Source organism: Clostridium sp. 001, assembly GCF_019056555.1.
Lineage (GTDB): Bacteria > Bacillota > Clostridia > Clostridiales > Clostridiaceae > Clostridium_B > Clostridium_B ragsdalei.
In genome coordinates, this window is record NZ_CP020473.1 from 2,451,475 (window position 1) to 2,467,018 (window position 15,544).

Below are 15,544 nucleotides of genomic sequence, written 5' to 3' on the forward strand. Positions count from 1 at the left end.
ACTAAAATGGCAACTTTAAAAGCCTTCAAAGCCATAAGACCAAGGAAAGATGTAGCTTGTAAAATAGCTGCACTTCCCTATGATGTTATGAATAGTGAAGAGGCAAGAGAAATGGCAAAAGACAATGCATATTCTTTTTTGCATATAGATAAAGCTGAAATTGATTTAGATACAAATATAGATCCTTATGATAAAAAAGTATATGAAAAGGCAAATGAAAATTTGCAAAATATGATAAATAATAACTTGCTTATAAAAGATAATAAGAAAAATCTATATATATATAGACTGATTAGAAATGGGAAGGCGCAGACAGGTATAGTAGGATGTACTTCCATAGATGATTATATTGATAATAAAATAAAAAAGCATGAATTTACAAGAAAAGACAAGGAACAGGATAGAATAAATCATGTTGATACTTGTGATGCAAATACAGGACCAATTTTTTTAACATATAGATATAATGAAAAAATTAATAATATAGTAGATAAGTGGACTAATGAAAAAAAACCAGTTTATGATTTTGTAGCTGAGGACGGCGTTACAAATACTGTATGGGTTATAGATGATGACAAGGTAATAGATACTATTTGTCAGTTGTTTAATAATATAGACAGTCTTTATATAGCAGATGGTCATCACAGGACAGCTTCTGCAGTTAAAGTTGGTATTAAAAGAAGAAAGGAAAATCCAGATTACAAGGGAGATGAAGAATTTAATTTCTTCCTGTCTGTACTTTTCCCAGATTCAGAGTTAAGTATCATGGATTATAACAGAGTTGTAAAAGATTTAAATGGCCTTACCCGTGATGAATATATGAATAAGATCTCAGAAAAGTTTAATGTGGAAGAATATGAAGGTAAAGATCCTTATAGACCTTCTAAGAAACATACGTATGGTATGTATTTAAATGGAAAGTGGTATGAGATTGAAGCAAAAGAGGGTACTTATGATGCTTGTGATGTTGTTGAAAAACTAGATGCTTCTGTCCTTCAAAATAACTTGCTGAACCCAATTCTTGGAATAGATGATCCGCGTACAAATCCTAGAATTGATTTTGTAGGAGGGATAAGGGGACTTAATGAATTGGAAAAAAGGGTAGACAAGGAGAGAGAAGGAGTTGCTTTTTCCATGTATCCAACTACATTAGATGACTTAATGGGAATTGCTGATGCGGGAAAAGTAATGCCTCCTAAGTCCACCTGGTTTGAACCTAAACTTAGAAGTGGTTTATTCATTCATGAATTAAAGTAAATATCATATATGGTTTTAAGTAGAAAATTTACTTATACTAACAAATTTCACCACACTAAAAACTTTTTATAAATCTAAAGTTCGATATTTAGAAAATCTAAAGAAGTTTATATAAGCTCGTACCTCAGACATATATAAGCTTCTAAGATTTTCTAAAATACCTTACTAAGATTTATAAAAAAGGTTTTTAAGTGTCATTTGAATTTTGTTAGTATATTTTATGTATAAGTTAAAATTTCAATTAGAATCACTATAGACCAGTTAACTTTATAATATTAGGATAATATTAAATAAAGCTTCAGCCTGTTAGGTTGGAGCTTTTATTTAATGGAAAGATTATTACAACTAGTATTAAGGAAGAAAAAGCATTTTTGCTGATAAAATAATAGCCATTTTTTATGTTATAATTAATTAAGAAAGTTTAATTTTAAATTAGTATATACAAAAATATAAGAATTAATTTTTAAATTGGAATTTCTATAGTATTGATTTAATTGGGAGAGATAGAAATGCTTAAAGAACAACTTGTAACTATTAGTTTAGTTAGTGGGAGTAATAGTGAATATATAATAAGGGATAACTGTGGCATAACTTTAGGACGGGTATTCATAATTGAAATTTCCTCTAAAAATAAATGCTGTATACTTAGAATAAAATTTTATAAGTGGGGGGAGTCTAGTTACAGGTTGCTTAAAAATTCACTTAGTATATTTATAGAAATACTTTTTAAAAATGCTAATTTAAATAAAATAAATATATTAGCAGATGAAGATATAAATATAGCTGCATTTACAGATCTAGGATTTGAACTTGAAGGTATAATAGCAAATAGTATTAAGTCTGATTCTGGATATAAGAATGAAATATTATTTGGATTACAACTAGATAAATTTAAAAACATAAGCATTAATAGGGGATTACATATAAAAGGTAGTAAGATAAATATTTCAGTACTAACGCCAGAAAATGCAGAAAGTGTACTAAATTATTATATAAAGAATAAAGATTATCTGAGTAAATTTGAGCCTGACCGTGAAAAAAATTTTTATACTTTAGATATTCAAAAGAGGATTTTAATTGAAAGTTACAGGGAATTTTTGAGTGGCAAAAGTGTGAATCTTGGAATATATAAAGATAAAACGTTTATAGGAAAGATACAGATATCTAATATAGTTATGGGAGTGTTTAAAAGCGCATTTGTAGGATATTCTATAGATGAAGATGAGCAGGGGAAGGGATATATGAAGGAGGCGTTAAAATTAACTCTTGAGTATGCCTTTAATGAAATGGACCTTCATAGAATAGAAGCTTCTACATTAGTAGATAATATAAGATCTCAGAAAGTTCTTTTAAGTTGTGGGTTTAAGGAAATTGGATTGAATGAAAAGTACATATTTATAAATGGAAAGTGGCAAGATCATTTAACTTTTAATAAGATTAATCCAAGAGGATAATAATAAAAAAGTAAGGTTTGGTCTTTAAAAGCAGGAGTTTGTAAGTATAAATTACATAAACATATCCATGTGTATCTTTATATAAAAAATGTAGAAATAAATAGAATATAGAAGTATTAGTGACATAAACTTAAAATTTTTAAGTTATTATGGATTATAGAACTTTAACCTGTGGTATAATAATCTTCGTTGTCTTGAGAAAAAAGATTTAAGCCAATATGTTTTATATATTTTATAAGAAATAAAAAAATATGTTGACAGATTAAAACTCAGATGATATACTATAAAAGCTGTCGAAGTGAGGCGGCAAAATGATCCTTGAAAATTAAACAGAGGAAGATATAAGTACAACTTATTTAGAATAAACCAGCAATTCTTTTGAGCTGCGAGAGCAGCTAAAAAAGTAATTTCGTAATAAGAAGAGTCAATACAAACTTTTAAATTAAGAGTTTGATCCTGGCTCAGGACGAACGCTGGCGGCGTGCTTAACACATGCAAGTCGAGCGATGAAGCTCCTTCGGGAGTGGATTAGCGGCGGACGGGTGAGTAACACGTGGGTAACCTACCTCAAAGAGGGGGATAGCCTCCCGAAAGGGAGATTAATACCGCATAATAATCAGTTTTCACATGGAGATTGATTTAAAGGAGTAATCCGCTTTGAGATGGACCCGCGGCGCATTAGCTAGTTGGTAGGGTAACGGCCTACCAAGGCGACGATGCGTAGCCGACCTGAGAGGGTGATCGGCCACATTGGAACTGAGAGACGGTCCAGACTCCTACGGGAGGCAGCAGTGGGGAATATTGCACAATGGGCGAAAGCCTGATGCAGCAACGCCGCGTGAGTGAAGAAGGTTTTCGGATTGTAAAGCTCTGTCTTTGGGGACGATAATGACGGTACCCAAGGAGGAAGCCACGGCTAACTACGTGCCAGCAGCCGCGGTAATACGTAGGTGGCGAGCGTTGTCCGGAATTACTGGGCGTAAAGAGTGCGTAGGCGGATATTTAAGTGAGATGTGAAATACCCGGGCTTAACCCGGGCACTGCATTTCAAACTGGATATCTAGAGTGCGGGAGAGGAGAATGGAATTCCTAGTGTAGCGGTGAAATGCGTAGAGATTAGGAAGAACACCAGTGGCGAAGGCGATTCTCTGGACCGTAACTGACGCTGAGGCACGAAAGCGTGGGTAGCAAACAGGATTAGATACCCTGGTAGTCCACGCCGTAAACGATGAGTACTAGGTGTAGGAGGTATCGACCCCTTCTGTGCCGCAGTAAACACAATAAGTACTCCGCCTGGGAAGTACGATCGCAAGATTAAAACTCAAAGGAATTGACGGGGGCCCGCACAAGCAGCGGAGCATGTGGTTTAATTCGAAGCAACGCGAAGAACCTTACCTGGACTTGACATACCCTGAATATCTTAGAGATAAGAGAAGCCCTTCGGGGCAGGGATACAGGTGGTGCATGGTTGTCGTCAGCTCGTGTCGTGAGATGTTAGGTTAAGTCCTGCAACGAGCGCAACCCCTGTTGTTAGTTGCTAACATTTAGTTGAGCACTCTAGCAAGACTGCCGCGGTTAACGCGGAGGAAGGTGGGGATGACGTCAAATCATCATGCCCCTTATGTCCAGGGCAACACACGTGCTACAATGGGCAGTACAGAGAGAAGCAAGACCGCGAGGTGGAGCAAACCTCAAAAACTGCCCCCAGTTCGGATTGTAGGCTGAAACTCGCCTACATGAAGTTGGAGTTGCTAGTAATCGCGAATCAGAATGTCGCGGTGAATACGTTCCCGGGCCTTGTACACACCGCCCGTCACACCATGAGAGCTGGCAACACCCGAAGTCCGTAGTCTAACTTAGGAGGACGCGGCCGAAGGTGGGGTTAGTAATTGGGGTGAAGTCGTAACAAGGTAGCCGTAGGAGAACCTGCGGCTGGATCACCTCCTTTCTAGGGAGTCGAAAGATAGAGTATAATCTATCTTATAAATTGATGGTTTAAGTAAGTTAATACTTAAAAATTGATAGTAACAAGTATATCAAGGAAAAACATAAGCGAGGAACAGAGTTTACTAATGTAAATGAGTACCGCAGTGAATGATTTTGACGAAGATATACGAAGTTAATAGCAATTTTTCACTCTGTTTAATTTTGAAGGATCAGATAGATTCTTCTTTCAGTTTACAACCAATTAGGAATGTAAATTGAAAAATTGTCCTTTGAAAATTGCACAGTAAATAAGAAATAAAGTAAAGCTAAGGTTATAATATAACCTTTGTAGTAAAGTATCATTTTAAAGATGATATGATGATAATAAGAAAATTGATAGTAACGAGCAGATCGAGGAAAGATTTGAGCGAGGAGCAGAGTTTACTTATGTAAATGAGCACCACAGCGAAAAGGTTGACGAAGATATGCGAAGTTAATAGCAATTTTCGATAATAAAGGTCAAGCTACAAAGGGCGCATGGAGGATGCCTTGGCACCAGGAGCCTAAGAAGGACGCGATAAGCTGCGAAAAGCTCTGGGTAGGCGCAAATAGCCAGAGAACCAGAGATATCCGAATGGGGAAACCCACCTAGATAACGCTAGGTACTGCAAACTGAATACATAGGTTTGTAGAGGCAAACCCGGGGAACTGAAACATCTAAGTACCCGGAGGAAGAGAAAGAAACATCGATTTCCTAAGTAGCGGCGAGCGAACGGGAAAGAGCCCAAACCAGGAACTTGTTCCTGGGGTTGCGGATAGGTCATAAATACTGTGAAGTGTTAATTGAAGAGAGCTGGAAGGCTCCGCCGGAGAAGGTAAAAGCCCTGTAAATGAAAGCAAAGAGCAGCCAGATCTAATCCAGAGTACCACGAGACACGAGAAACCTTGTGGGAAACAGGGAGGACCACCTCCCAAGGCTAAATACTACCTGGTGACCGATAGAGAAGGAGTACCGTGAGGGAAAGGTGAAAAGAACCCCGGGAGGGGAGTGAAATAGAACCTGAAACCGTGTGTCCACAAACAGTCGAAGTACGTAAAGTACGACGGCGTGCTTTTTGTAGAACGAGCCAGCGAGTTACGATATGCAGCAAGGTTAAGTACTTAAGGTATGGAGCCGGAGGGAAACCGAGTCTGAAAAGGGCGCGAAGTTGTATGTTGTAGACCCGAAACCGAGTGACCTATCCATGGCCAGGTTGAAGCGGAAGTAAAATTCCGTGGAGGACCGAACCACGTTGGTGTTGAAAAACCATGGGATGAGCTGTGGATAGCGGAGAAATTCCAATCGAACTCGGAGATAGCTGGTTCTCCTCGAAATAGCTTTAGGGCTAGCGTCGGAAATGAGTAATGGAGGTAGAGCACTGAATGGGGTAGGGGCTGACAACAGTTACTGAACCTTATCAAACTCCGAATGCCATATACTTGAATTCCGGCAGTCAGACTGCGAATGATAAGATCCGTGGTCAAAAGGGAAACAGCCCAGACCACCAGCTAAGGTCCCAAAGTGTAAGTTAAGTGGGAAAGGATGTGTGATTTCTAAGACAACTAGGATGTTGGCTCAGAAGCAGCCACTCATTTAAAGAGTGCGTAATAGCTCACTAGTCAAGAGATCATGCGCCGAAAATGTCCGGGGCTAAAACTTACCACCGAAGCTGTGGACTCGAAAGAGTGGTAGAGGAGCATCCTGTATGAGTTGAAGTTGTACCGGAAGGAACAGTGGATTGTACAGGAGAGAGAATGCTGGCATAAGTAGCGAGAAATAAGTGAGAATCTTATTGGTCGAAAACCTAAGGTTTCCTGGGGAAGGTTCGTCCGCCCAGGGTAAGTCGGGACCTAAGCCGAGGCCGAAAGGCGTAGGTGATGGACAATCGGTTGAAATTCCGATACCGCATAAAAGCGTTTGACAAAAGGGATGACGCAGGAGGATAAGGTGTGCATACAAATGGATGTATGTCTAAGCACCGAGTCAGGTATACCAGGAAAATCCGGTATATCAATGATGAGGTGTGATGGGGAACCCGCAAGGGGAAGTACCTGATTTCACGCTGCCGAGAAAAGTCTCTATGGAGCTTTTATGTGCCCGTACCGCAAACCGACACAGGTAGGTGAGGAGAGAATCCTAAGACCATCGGAAGAATTGTTGTTAAGGAACTAGGCAAATTAACTCCGTAACTTAGGGAGAAGGAGAGCCACGCAAGTGGCCGCAGAGAAAAGGCTCAAGCAACTGTTTATCAAAAACACAGGTTTCTGCTAAAGCGAAAGCTGAAGTATAGGAGCTGACGCCTGCCCGGTGCTGGAAGGTTAAGGGGAAGACTTAGCGCAAGCGAAGGTCAGAACTTAAGCCCCAGTAAACGGCGGCCGTAACTATAACGGTCCTAAGGTAGCGAAATTCCTTGTCGGGTAAGTTCCGACCCGCACGAATGGCGTAATGATTTGAGCACTGTCTCGACAACAAATCCGGCGAAATTGAAGTGCAAGTGAAGATGCTTGCTACCCGCGATTGGACGGAAAGACCCCGTAGAGCTTTACTGCAGTTTAGCACTGAATTTCGGTATTGTCTGTACAGGATAGGTGGGAGACTAGGAAGTAGTGGCGCCAGCCATTACCGAGTCGATGTTGGGATACCACCCTGACAGTACTGGAATTCTAACCGGGCTCCATGAAACTGGAGACGGGACAATGTTAGGCGGGCAGTTTGACTGGGGCGGTCGCCTCCTAAAAAGTAACGGAGGCGTACAAAGGTTCCCTCAGAAGGGTTAGAAATTCTTCGAAGAGTGCAAAGGCAGAAGGGAGCTTGACTGCGACACAAACAAGTGGAGCAGGGACGAAAGTCGGGCTTAGTGATCCGGTGGTACCTCGTGGGAGGGCCATCGCTCAACGGATAAAAGCTACCTCGGGGATAACAGGCTGATCTCCCCCAAGAGTTCACATCGACGGGGAGGTTTGGCACCTCGATGTCGGCTCGTCGCATCCTGGGGCTGAAGTAGGTCCCAAGGGTTGGGCTGTTCGCCCATTAAAGCGGCACGCGAGCTGGGTTCAGAACGTCGTGAGACAGTTCGGTCCCTATCCGTCGCGGGCGCAGGAAATTTGAGAGGAGCTGTCCTTAGTACGAGAGGACCGGGATGGACCGACCGCTGGTGGACCAGTTGTTCCGCCAGGAGCATAGCTGGGTAGCCAAGTTGGGAAGGGATAAACGCTGAAAGCATCTAAGTGTGAAGCCCACCTCAAGATAAGATTTCCCATAGCGTAAGCTAGTAAGACCCCTCGAAGAACACGAGGAGATAGGTCAGAGGTGTAAGCAGGGCAACTTGTTAAGCTGACTGATACTAATAGGTCGAGGGCTTGACCAAATAAAGACGAAAGAAAAGTTTACTGTGCAATTTTGAGAGGACAGAGTAATTTGAACTCTTAAAAGATAATAGAAAAGAAAATTGATAGAAATAGCAATTTTCGATAATAATCTGGTGGTAATGACGTGAAGGTAACACCCCTTTCCATACCGAACAGGAAGGTTAAGCTTCACAGTGCCGATGGTACTGCAGGGGAGGCCCTGTGGGAGAATAGGTCGCTGCCAGGTAATAAGGTTCACTAGCTCAGTTGGTAGAGCACATGACTTTTAATCATGTTGTCCGGGGTTCGATTCCCCGGTGAGCCACCAAAAGAAGTACTTGAATGTACTTCTTTTTTTATATATTTTTTTATATGGAAAAAAGCCATAAAATATGGCCTTAATTATTTAACATAAATTGAATTAAGCAGTTCTTTTCCCGTAGAAGTTTTAAAATATTTACTTTTCATGTATTCTATATCAGATATTTTAATATTATCCTCATATGCATTTACTAAAAAATCACTTTCAATCAATATCTGTAGGTCTATTTTATCAATTTTATTGTAACTATGGTGATTACCTATTAAAAAACATACTCTTTCAATTATTGTATCATCTAGATCTATTTCTTTAAGCAGTTCTTTAGCTACAGGAGGACCTTCAATTTCTTGATAATTTCCAGCTGAACTATTATACTTCCTTTCACTTTCTTTAATCCCTATATCATGAAGTATGGAAGCTAATTCAAGTATAAGCATTTCATTATTGTTTAATCCTTCTAATTGGCCTATAGTTTTGCTGAAACCATATACTTTTAAAGCATGATTTATTCTTTTTATATCATTTCCAAAATAAAGTATCATTTTTTTAGTAACGTGACTTGGTAAATCTGACATGAGTACCTCCTTATATTTAAATTATAGTATTAGTATATCTAATTTGTGTTAGTATATCAATTTTACTGTGATAAAATATTAATATATTTACATATTTATAATTAGAAAATAGGGGATTAGGTATAATGAAAAGTATTTTATTGGTAGAAGATGATAAATCATTAAATAGGGGAATTAGCTTTAAATTGAATAAAGAAGGATACAAGGTTTTTTCATCAAGAACTATTGACGAAGCAAAAATAATATTAGCAGAAAATAGCATTGACCTTATGCTCCTTGATGTAGGGTTGCCTGATGGAAATGGATTTGATTTCTGTGGGGAAATTAGAAAAAAGAATGATTTACTTATTATATTCTTAACGGCTTGTGATCAAGAAATCGATATTGTAACAGGACTTGATATGGGAGCAGACGATTATATAGCCAAGCCATTTAGTCTTATGGTATTAATGTCTAAAATAAATGCCCTCCTTCGAAGAAATTCTAATAAAAATCAAAGCAAAAAAATCGTATCTGGAGATATAGTTTTTTCTATAACGGATATGAAAGTGTTAAAAAATGAAGAGAAATTATTTCTAAGTAGGACTGAGATAAAACTTTTAAAGTATTTAATGGATAATGCAGGACAAATCATAACCAAAGGTCAGCTCTTAAATAAATTATGGGACATAGATAACACATTTGTAGATGAAAATACCATAGCAGTAAATATAAGAAGACTTAGAGAAAAAATAGAGGATAATCCTTCAAAGCCTAAATATATAAAGAATATTAGGGGAATGGGATATATATGGACAGAAGGATGTGTAAAGATATGATTGAATATTTAAAAGAAAATCCATTATTAAAGAGAGTATTTAATGTAATGATTATTACTATATTAAGTATTTCGGTGATAACTTGTTTTGTAAATTACTATATAACTGAACAAGTGTATAAGCAAAATATAAATGCCACACTTCAATTAGTTGGAACACTTACAAGATTAAATCCTGAAAATGAAAATGAAATTGTAAAAACTGTGCTGTTTAAAAAGTATGATGCTAAAAATTTGGAATATGGAAAAAGTATTGCTAAAAAATATGGTTATGATGATGAAGTTACAGCATGGAATGATGATGCGTTTAATAAAAATGTATATAATATGATAAAAATTAATTTTATATTGTTTATATTATAGGGTTTCTAAGTGATAATTTAACTTATACTAGGAAACTTCTAGCATAAGCTAATGAATGAATCTTAGCAAAATTAGAATTAAGTTCGTCAAAAAGAATTTTAATATCTGATACTAATTCCCATATACAACTTCTAGCAGATGGTTTAAACAACTTTGCTTTTAGGTTTCTCCACATATTTTCTTGAGGGTTCATATATGGGGAATACCTTGGTAGAAGTACTACCTTCAATTTATCTTTGTTATCATAGTAAAAGCTTTGCATTAGCTTACTTGTATGGGTTTTAGCATTATCCATAAATATTACAATTTTTTTATTAGGATTAAGTTCCATCAGATATTCTATATGCGACTTAATTTTTTCAGATGTTATAGATTCTTGGGAAGAATAAACATCATTGACAGTATGAAAATTATTTAAAATTGAAGTAGACCCTACAATATTTACCCCTTTATGCGAAGCATTCTTCTCTAGTATAGGGGGATTACCTACAGGGCTCCAAGATGAATAGTTGTCCGACTCTATGCTGATACCAGTCTCATCTAATGCATATACAATAGTATCAGATGAAGACTCTAAAGTATCTAGCAGTTTTGGCATTTTTTTTAAAAGCTTCTTGTTCATCTTTATCAGCTTTTGTAGGTTTAGGTTGAGATCTTTTATAAGATATATTATGAGATATTAAAATGGATCTGATAGTTTCATTACAAACTTTTACTCCATATGTTTTTTCAACATATAGAGCTAAAAGCGCTAAAGTCCAAGTATGACATGTAAAATCAAAATCTATAGGGGATTTTTTTAGAACTACGTCTATAAGATCATCAACTATTTCTGGTTCTAATTTAGCTTCACTACCGCCACGATGATCTTTTATAGCTTTGATGCCAACTTCGTTCCAATTTTTAATATGTTTAACTATAGATACTTTACTTAGACCTGTTTCTATCATAATATCTCTATTTGAGCATCCTCGATATCTCATAGTAACCACAGCTAATACTAATCTAGTAAATTTAGAATTCGTAGTGTTTTTTAGCTCAATTAAATCTTCAATTTTATAATCATACAGTGATTCTATTTCAAATGATTTTCTTCCCATAATTAAAACTCCTTTCTCCGTACATTTAGTATTTGGAGAAGAATTTTAATTATTCTGTATAAGTTAATATTTTAGTTAGAAACCCTATATAATAACAATACTCATAACTTATTTAATTGAAAATAAATTAAAAAAGGAATCAATTATAGATAGAATAAGATATAGTGAATAAAAATAAGTTTTCACCTAGAAATTTTACGTAAAGTTTCTAAGTGAAAACTTTTATTTATCCGATGACTACCTGCTCTAATACTCCCACGCACTCTGTGAAAGCGACTATCACCAAATCAAAGATTTGGGATAACTGATTTTCTCCAAGTGGGAGTAAAGAGCAGGTACGTCCCTGGATAACGATTTCTAAGCATCAGGTGGAGTCAAAACTCCATCTGATGCCAAGAACTCTGTTTATATGTATGCTATAATTGGATTATGATAGGTTATAAAGTTAGCTGCAGAATATATGATAACTAATGTGTAATTAAATTATCAGTGTATTTGATTGGAGGTAAAAATGGAGGACTTAGATTTATTCAAAGAAATATGCGAAACTCATGCACCAAGTGGCAGAGAAGACTGGTTGTATTCGATTATAGAAGATAATTTTAACCAATTTGGAGATATAACTATAAGTAAGCTCAATAATATGTATATACATAAAGAGGGAAAAACCTCTAGCAAATTAATGATAATGTCTCATGCAGATGAAATTTTTTTAATGGTAAAAGAAATAACAAAAGAAGGTTTTATAAAATTTAAAGGATTAGGAATAGATGCCAAAAGCCTTGTTGCTCAAGAAGTTATCATTCATGGAAAAGAAAATGTATCTGGAGTTGTGGGGTTAAAATATGATTATAGTGGTAAACAAAAAAATAAAGTTAGTATGGAAAACCTATATATAGAAACTGGCTTTTGTATAGAAAAGTTAAGAAGTTTAATTAAAGTAGGAGATTATATTACTTTAGATAGAAACATGGTAGAGCTTTTAAATGACAATGTAAGTTGTAAGTCAATAGATAACAGAGCTAGCATTTTTGCTATGTACATTTGTGCGGAAGAACTTAAAAATGTAAATCCAGATTTAAATGTTTATTTTGTGTGCTCATGTCAGGAGGAAGTAGGACATAGAGGAGCTAAAATGGCAAGTTATGAAGTTAAACCTGATATAGGTATAGCACTTGATGTTACTTTTGATGGTGGAACTTTAGGGGATAGTGATAGGGAAAATAAGCTGGGAGCAGGACCAGTTGTATGTATAGGCCCTAATATACATACTAAAATTAAAAACAGGATAATACAAACTGCAGATAAATATAACATTCCATACCAAATTGAAGTTGAGCCGGGAAACACTGGAACTGATGCTTGGGATATTCAGACTGCAGAAGGAGGAATACCTACACTTCTTATATCTATTCCTATAAAGTATATGCATACTTCTGTAGAAGTGGTAAATTTGAAAGATATCAAAAACACAGGAAGACTTTTGGCTAGGTTTATTCAAGAGTTAAAAGAGGATGAATTGGAGGGATTATTTTGCTTTTAGAAAAGCTATCTAACTGTATAGGACCTTCTGGTTACGAAGAAGAAATTAGAAATGTAATAAAAGAGGAGTTGTACACTTTTACTGATAATGTAACTATAGACAGAATGGGAAATGTTATAGTCCGCAGCGGTGGTAATGATAATTCATCATCTAAAATAATGATAGCTTCTCATATGGATGAGAGAGGTCTTATAATTACAGCTTATAATGATGATGGAACCCTAAAGTTTTCAACTTTAGGTAAAATGGAAAAGGGAGCACTGCCTTGCAAAACTGTTTTAATTGGAAACAAAAAAGTACACGGTGTTATAGGCATAAAACCAATACATCTTCAGGATAAAAGTGAAAGAAATAAAAATATATCCTATGATGATATGTGTATAGATATTGGAGCCTCAAGCAAAGATGAGTGCAGGAAGACTGTTTCACTTGGAGATTTTGTGGTATTTGACAGCAGTTTTTCTGATTTTGGAGATAATTTGGTAAAAGGTAAGGCTTTAGATAATAGAATAGGATGTTCTATACTTTTAGAATTATTAAGGGAAAAATATGAGTGTGATTTATATGGAGTATTTTATGTCCAGGGAAATATAGATAAAAGAGGAATTTATACTGCGGCTTACAATGTTAAGCCTGATATAATAATAGATTTAGATACTATAAATAGTACTGATGGGGAAGGTGTACCGGAATATTTAAAAACAAATGAACTTACAGGAGGACCCGTGATACCTTTTAATATGGAAGAGTCTATATTTAATAGAGATATTGTAAAGTCTATTAGAAATAAGGCAGATAATATGGGAATTACTTATAAAAAGAGCATAAGTACTAAGGATACGAGTAAACTTAAACCAGTCCATTTACCTATTAATAACTGCAAGACAGCAGCGGTATTAATACCATGCAAACATATGGATTATAATATTTCAATGTGCAGCTTGATGGATTATGAAAGTACTTTAACTTTGGTAAAAAGTTATTTGTCAGATTTATAGATGATAATTTAAAATATTGAGGGGTGAAATTTTTATGGATAAACTTCTAATAAAATTAATCAATTCTTTTGGAGTTAGTGGCAAAGAAGATGAAGTGAGGGAAGTAGTAAAGGAACGTTTAAATGAAATTAATCAAGATATGTACGAAGATGATATAGGTAATGTAATAGTAAAATTAGGTTCTGGTGAAACTAAAATAATGCTGTGTACTCATATGGATTCTGCAGGATTTATAGTAAATCATATAGATGATGATGGCATGATAAGGGTGGACAACATAGGAAATTTTAAAAAGGAGGATATATCCCATAGTTTTATAAGGTTTGATAATGGCACCTTAGGAAAAATATATACTTCTCACGAAGGCGAATTTGTAGATATAGGCGTGAATGAAAAGGAAGATGCTTTAAAAAAGGTAAATGAAGGGGATATGGCATCTCTTGTAGGACCGTATTTAAGTGTAGGTGACAATAATGTTATAAGTCCACTTTTACATAATAAGGTAGGATGCTACATACTTTTAAAGCTTATAGAGTATGTAAAAGTAGAAAATGCAGAGCTTGATTTTGTATTTGCATCTCAAGGTGAAATAGGAGGAATAGGTGCTAGAATTGCTGCAAATAATATAAACCCTGATTATTGTATAATAGTTGGTACTGAAAATGCGGCAAATGCGGAGGAAAGAAAAAACAACATAAATATAGATGAAGGGCCAGTAATTAAAATTATGGATAGTTCGCTTATAATGCATAAAGATATAAAAGAGATGTTAGAAAATTGTGCTAAGAGATCAGAAATAAATCTACAATACAGCATAAGCACAGGCAAATCTGAAGGGGAATTAGTACATAAAGAGAGAATTGGAATAAGAACCGGAGAAATTGCAGTACCATGTAGATACAAGTATTCCACATCTGAGATGGTATCTATAAATGATATAGAAGATACTATAAAAGTATTAAAACAGCTTGAAAACCTTAAAGAAATAATATAGTAAAAAGAATCTATCTTATAAAGATACGCCCTTTATAAAAATAGCTTCTATGATAAATCATCATAGAAGTTATTTTTATAAAGTTTTTACAATATATATTAGTAAAAGGGAACTTTAAATACTGCTTAGAGTATTTTTTAATTTCTCCCAGTCATTTTCATACATAAGCTTGAAAGACTCATTTCTATTATAAGTTAACGCAGATGGATGATACATAGGAAATATATTCTTTTTTAAATCTTCATTAAAATAGACTTTACCGTGGCATTCACCTATAGAGTTAAATTTAGTAAGCCTTTTTAAAGGAGTATTTCCTAAAGTTACAATTATTTTAGGGGAAACTAGTTCAATTTCTCTATTTAGTATATCTTTAAATAGCTCAATTTCAGAAGTTTTAGGAGGCCTGTTACTTATAGTTTTTCTCCCATTTTTCCCTTGGTTTATTTTTATTGGTCTTAAAAAGCAAGTGTTAGTTATTCTAATATTCTCTCTTTGTAAACCTATGGAGTTTAGGTAACTTTCAAAGGTCTTTCCTGCCATTCCCACAAAAGGTTTACCTTGTTCTACCTCAGTTTTGCCTGGGGCTTCACCTATGAATAATATATTACAGGGAATAGGACCATCACCAAAAATATATCCGCCAGTAGGTGTTGTATCATATCCATCACATATTTTTTTGATTTTTTCTATAAGCTCTTCTTTAGCATTCATAAAAGAAGTCCCTCCTTTAAACTATTAATGTCAATTATATTTTAGCATATAAAGAGCTTTTAAATGCATTTTGAATTAAGTATAGGTTAAATTATTG

At 35.5% G+C, this 15,544-nt stretch carries 11 protein-coding genes, 1 tRNA gene and 3 rRNA genes; 11 read left to right on the forward strand and 4 right to left on the reverse strand.

What is annotated here, in order from left to right; all coding sequences use genetic code 11:
* Positions 1 to 6 precede the first annotated feature (6 nt).
* The 6 genes from B5S50_RS11440 (at position 7) to B5S50_RS11465 (ending at position 8,352) form a co-directional block, all read left to right on the forward strand.
* Positions 7 to 1,257: a DUF1015 domain-containing protein gene (locus B5S50_RS11440; protein ID WP_065078255.1), complete on the forward strand. Its 1,251-nt coding sequence runs from the start codon at positions 7 to 9 to the stop codon at positions 1,255 to 1,257.
* Between the two features lie 509 nt (positions 1,258 to 1,766).
* Positions 1,767 to 2,711 (forward strand): GNAT family N-acetyltransferase, encoded by a 945-nt coding sequence (locus B5S50_RS11445; protein WP_065078254.1) that lies wholly within the window; start codon positions 1,767 to 1,769, stop codon positions 2,709 to 2,711.
* Between the two features lie 438 nt (positions 2,712 to 3,149).
* A 16S ribosomal RNA gene (locus B5S50_RS11450) occupies positions 3,150 to 4,659 on the forward strand.
* A 495-nt stretch (positions 4,660 to 5,154) separates the two neighbouring features.
* A 23S ribosomal RNA gene (locus B5S50_RS11455) occupies positions 5,155 to 8,044 on the forward strand.
* 110 nt (positions 8,045 to 8,154) lie between these two features.
* A 5S ribosomal RNA gene (rrf, locus tag B5S50_RS11460) occupies positions 8,155 to 8,271 on the forward strand.
* The 16S, 23S and 5S rRNA genes sit together here with 1 tRNA gene alongside, the layout of an rRNA operon.
* 5 nt (positions 8,272 to 8,276) lie before the next feature.
* Positions 8,277 to 8,352: transfer RNA gene (locus B5S50_RS11465), tRNA-Lys, on the forward strand.
* Between the two features lie 74 nt (positions 8,353 to 8,426).
* Here B5S50_RS11465 and B5S50_RS11470 read toward each other — a convergent pair.
* Positions 8,427 to 8,921 (reverse strand): HD domain-containing protein, encoded by a 495-nt coding sequence (locus tag B5S50_RS11470; RefSeq protein WP_065079162.1) that lies wholly within the window; start codon positions 8,919 to 8,921, stop codon positions 8,427 to 8,429.
* Positions 8,922 to 9,046: 125 nt separating this feature from the next.
* Here B5S50_RS11470 and B5S50_RS11475 point away from each other — a divergent pair, with 125 nt between their 5' ends.
* Together B5S50_RS11475 and B5S50_RS11480 are read left to right on the forward strand one after the other, a co-directional pair.
* A complete protein-coding gene (locus B5S50_RS11475; RefSeq protein WP_065079161.1) occupies positions 9,047 to 9,739 on the forward strand; it encodes a response regulator transcription factor in 693 nt (230 codons plus the stop codon).
* Positions 9,736 to 10,101, forward strand: a complete 366-nt coding sequence (locus B5S50_RS11480; protein ID WP_217301871.1) for a hypothetical protein — start codon at positions 9,736 to 9,738, stop codon at positions 10,099 to 10,101. The genes B5S50_RS11475 and B5S50_RS11480 overlap by 4 nt, the downstream gene beginning before the upstream one ends.
* 22 nt (positions 10,102 to 10,123) lie before the next feature.
* Here the strand turns inward: B5S50_RS11480 and B5S50_RS11485 are convergent, their stop codons facing one another.
* Together B5S50_RS11485 and B5S50_RS11490 are read right to left on the reverse strand one after the other, a co-directional pair.
* Complete coding sequence (locus tag B5S50_RS11485) at positions 10,124 to 10,699, reverse strand: transposase (RefSeq protein WP_065079513.1); 576 nt, start codon at positions 10,697 to 10,699, stop codon at positions 10,124 to 10,126.
* Positions 10,662 to 11,201, reverse strand: a complete 540-nt coding sequence (locus B5S50_RS11490) for a winged helix-turn-helix domain-containing protein (protein ID WP_217301872.1) — start codon at positions 11,199 to 11,201, stop codon at positions 10,662 to 10,664. Before B5S50_RS11490 ends, B5S50_RS11485 begins: the two co-directional genes overlap by 38 nt.
* Positions 11,202 to 11,712: 511 nt before the next feature.
* Between B5S50_RS11490 and B5S50_RS11495 the strand changes: the two genes are divergently transcribed.
* The 3 genes from B5S50_RS11495 to B5S50_RS11505 are packed head-to-tail and all read left to right on the forward strand — an operon-like array spanning position 11,713 to position 14,736.
* Positions 11,713 to 12,744 carry a M20/M25/M40 family metallo-hydrolase gene (locus B5S50_RS11495; RefSeq protein ID WP_217301873.1) on the forward strand — a complete coding sequence of 344 codons (1,032 nt, stop codon included), beginning with the start codon at positions 11,713 to 11,715 and terminating at the stop codon, positions 12,742 to 12,744.
* The gene (locus B5S50_RS11500; protein ID WP_217301874.1) at positions 12,735 to 13,742 is read left to right on the forward strand and encodes a M42 family metallopeptidase; all 1,008 of its coding nucleotides are present in this window, start codon (positions 12,735 to 12,737) and stop codon (positions 13,740 to 13,742) included. The genes B5S50_RS11495 and B5S50_RS11500 overlap by 10 nt, the downstream gene beginning before the upstream one ends.
* Before the next feature lie 34 nt (positions 13,743 to 13,776).
* Complete coding sequence (locus tag B5S50_RS11505; protein WP_217301875.1) at positions 13,777 to 14,736, forward strand: M42 family peptidase; 960 nt, start codon at positions 13,777 to 13,779, stop codon at positions 14,734 to 14,736.
* 114 nt (positions 14,737 to 14,850) lie between these two features.
* Here the strand turns inward: B5S50_RS11505 and B5S50_RS11510 are convergent, their stop codons facing one another.
* The gene (locus tag B5S50_RS11510) at positions 14,851 to 15,447 is read right to left on the reverse strand and encodes a uracil-DNA glycosylase (RefSeq protein WP_217301876.1); all 597 of its coding nucleotides are present in this window, start codon (positions 15,445 to 15,447) and stop codon (positions 14,851 to 14,853) included.
* Between the last annotated feature and the right edge of the window lie 97 nt (positions 15,448 to 15,544).

Excerpts from the sequence above, each read along its gene's own strand:
- B5S50_RS11440 (WP_065078255.1), top strand. The coding sequence starts at position 7 with ATGGCAACTTTAAAAGCCTTCAAAGCCATAAGACCAAGGAAAGATGTA.
- B5S50_RS11470 (WP_065079162.1), bottom strand. The coding sequence starts at position 8,921 with ATGTCAGATTTACCAAGTCACGTTACTAAAAAAATGATACTTTATTTT.
- B5S50_RS11505 (WP_217301875.1), top strand. The coding sequence starts at position 13,777 with ATGGATAAACTTCTAATAAAATTAATCAATTCTTTTGGAGTTAGTGGC.
- B5S50_RS11490 (WP_217301872.1), bottom strand. The coding sequence starts at position 11,201 with ATGGGAAGAAAATCATTTGAAATAGAATCACTGTATGATTATAAAATT.
- B5S50_RS11475 (WP_065079161.1), top strand. The coding sequence starts at position 9,047 with ATGAAAAGTATTTTATTGGTAGAAGATGATAAATCATTAAATAGGGGA.
- B5S50_RS11480 (WP_217301871.1), top strand. The coding sequence starts at position 9,736 with ATGATTGAATATTTAAAAGAAAATCCATTATTAAAGAGAGTATTTAAT.
- B5S50_RS11485 (WP_065079513.1), bottom strand. The coding sequence starts at position 10,699 with ATGCCAAAACTGCTAGATACTTTAGAGTCTTCATCTGATACTATTGTA.
- B5S50_RS11495 (WP_217301873.1), top strand. The coding sequence starts at position 11,713 with ATGGAGGACTTAGATTTATTCAAAGAAATATGCGAAACTCATGCACCA.
- B5S50_RS11445 (WP_065078254.1), top strand. The coding sequence starts at position 1,767 with ATGCTTAAAGAACAACTTGTAACTATTAGTTTAGTTAGTGGGAGTAAT.
- B5S50_RS11510 (WP_217301876.1), bottom strand. The coding sequence starts at position 15,447 with ATGAATGCTAAAGAAGAGCTTATAGAAAAAATCAAAAAAATATGTGAT.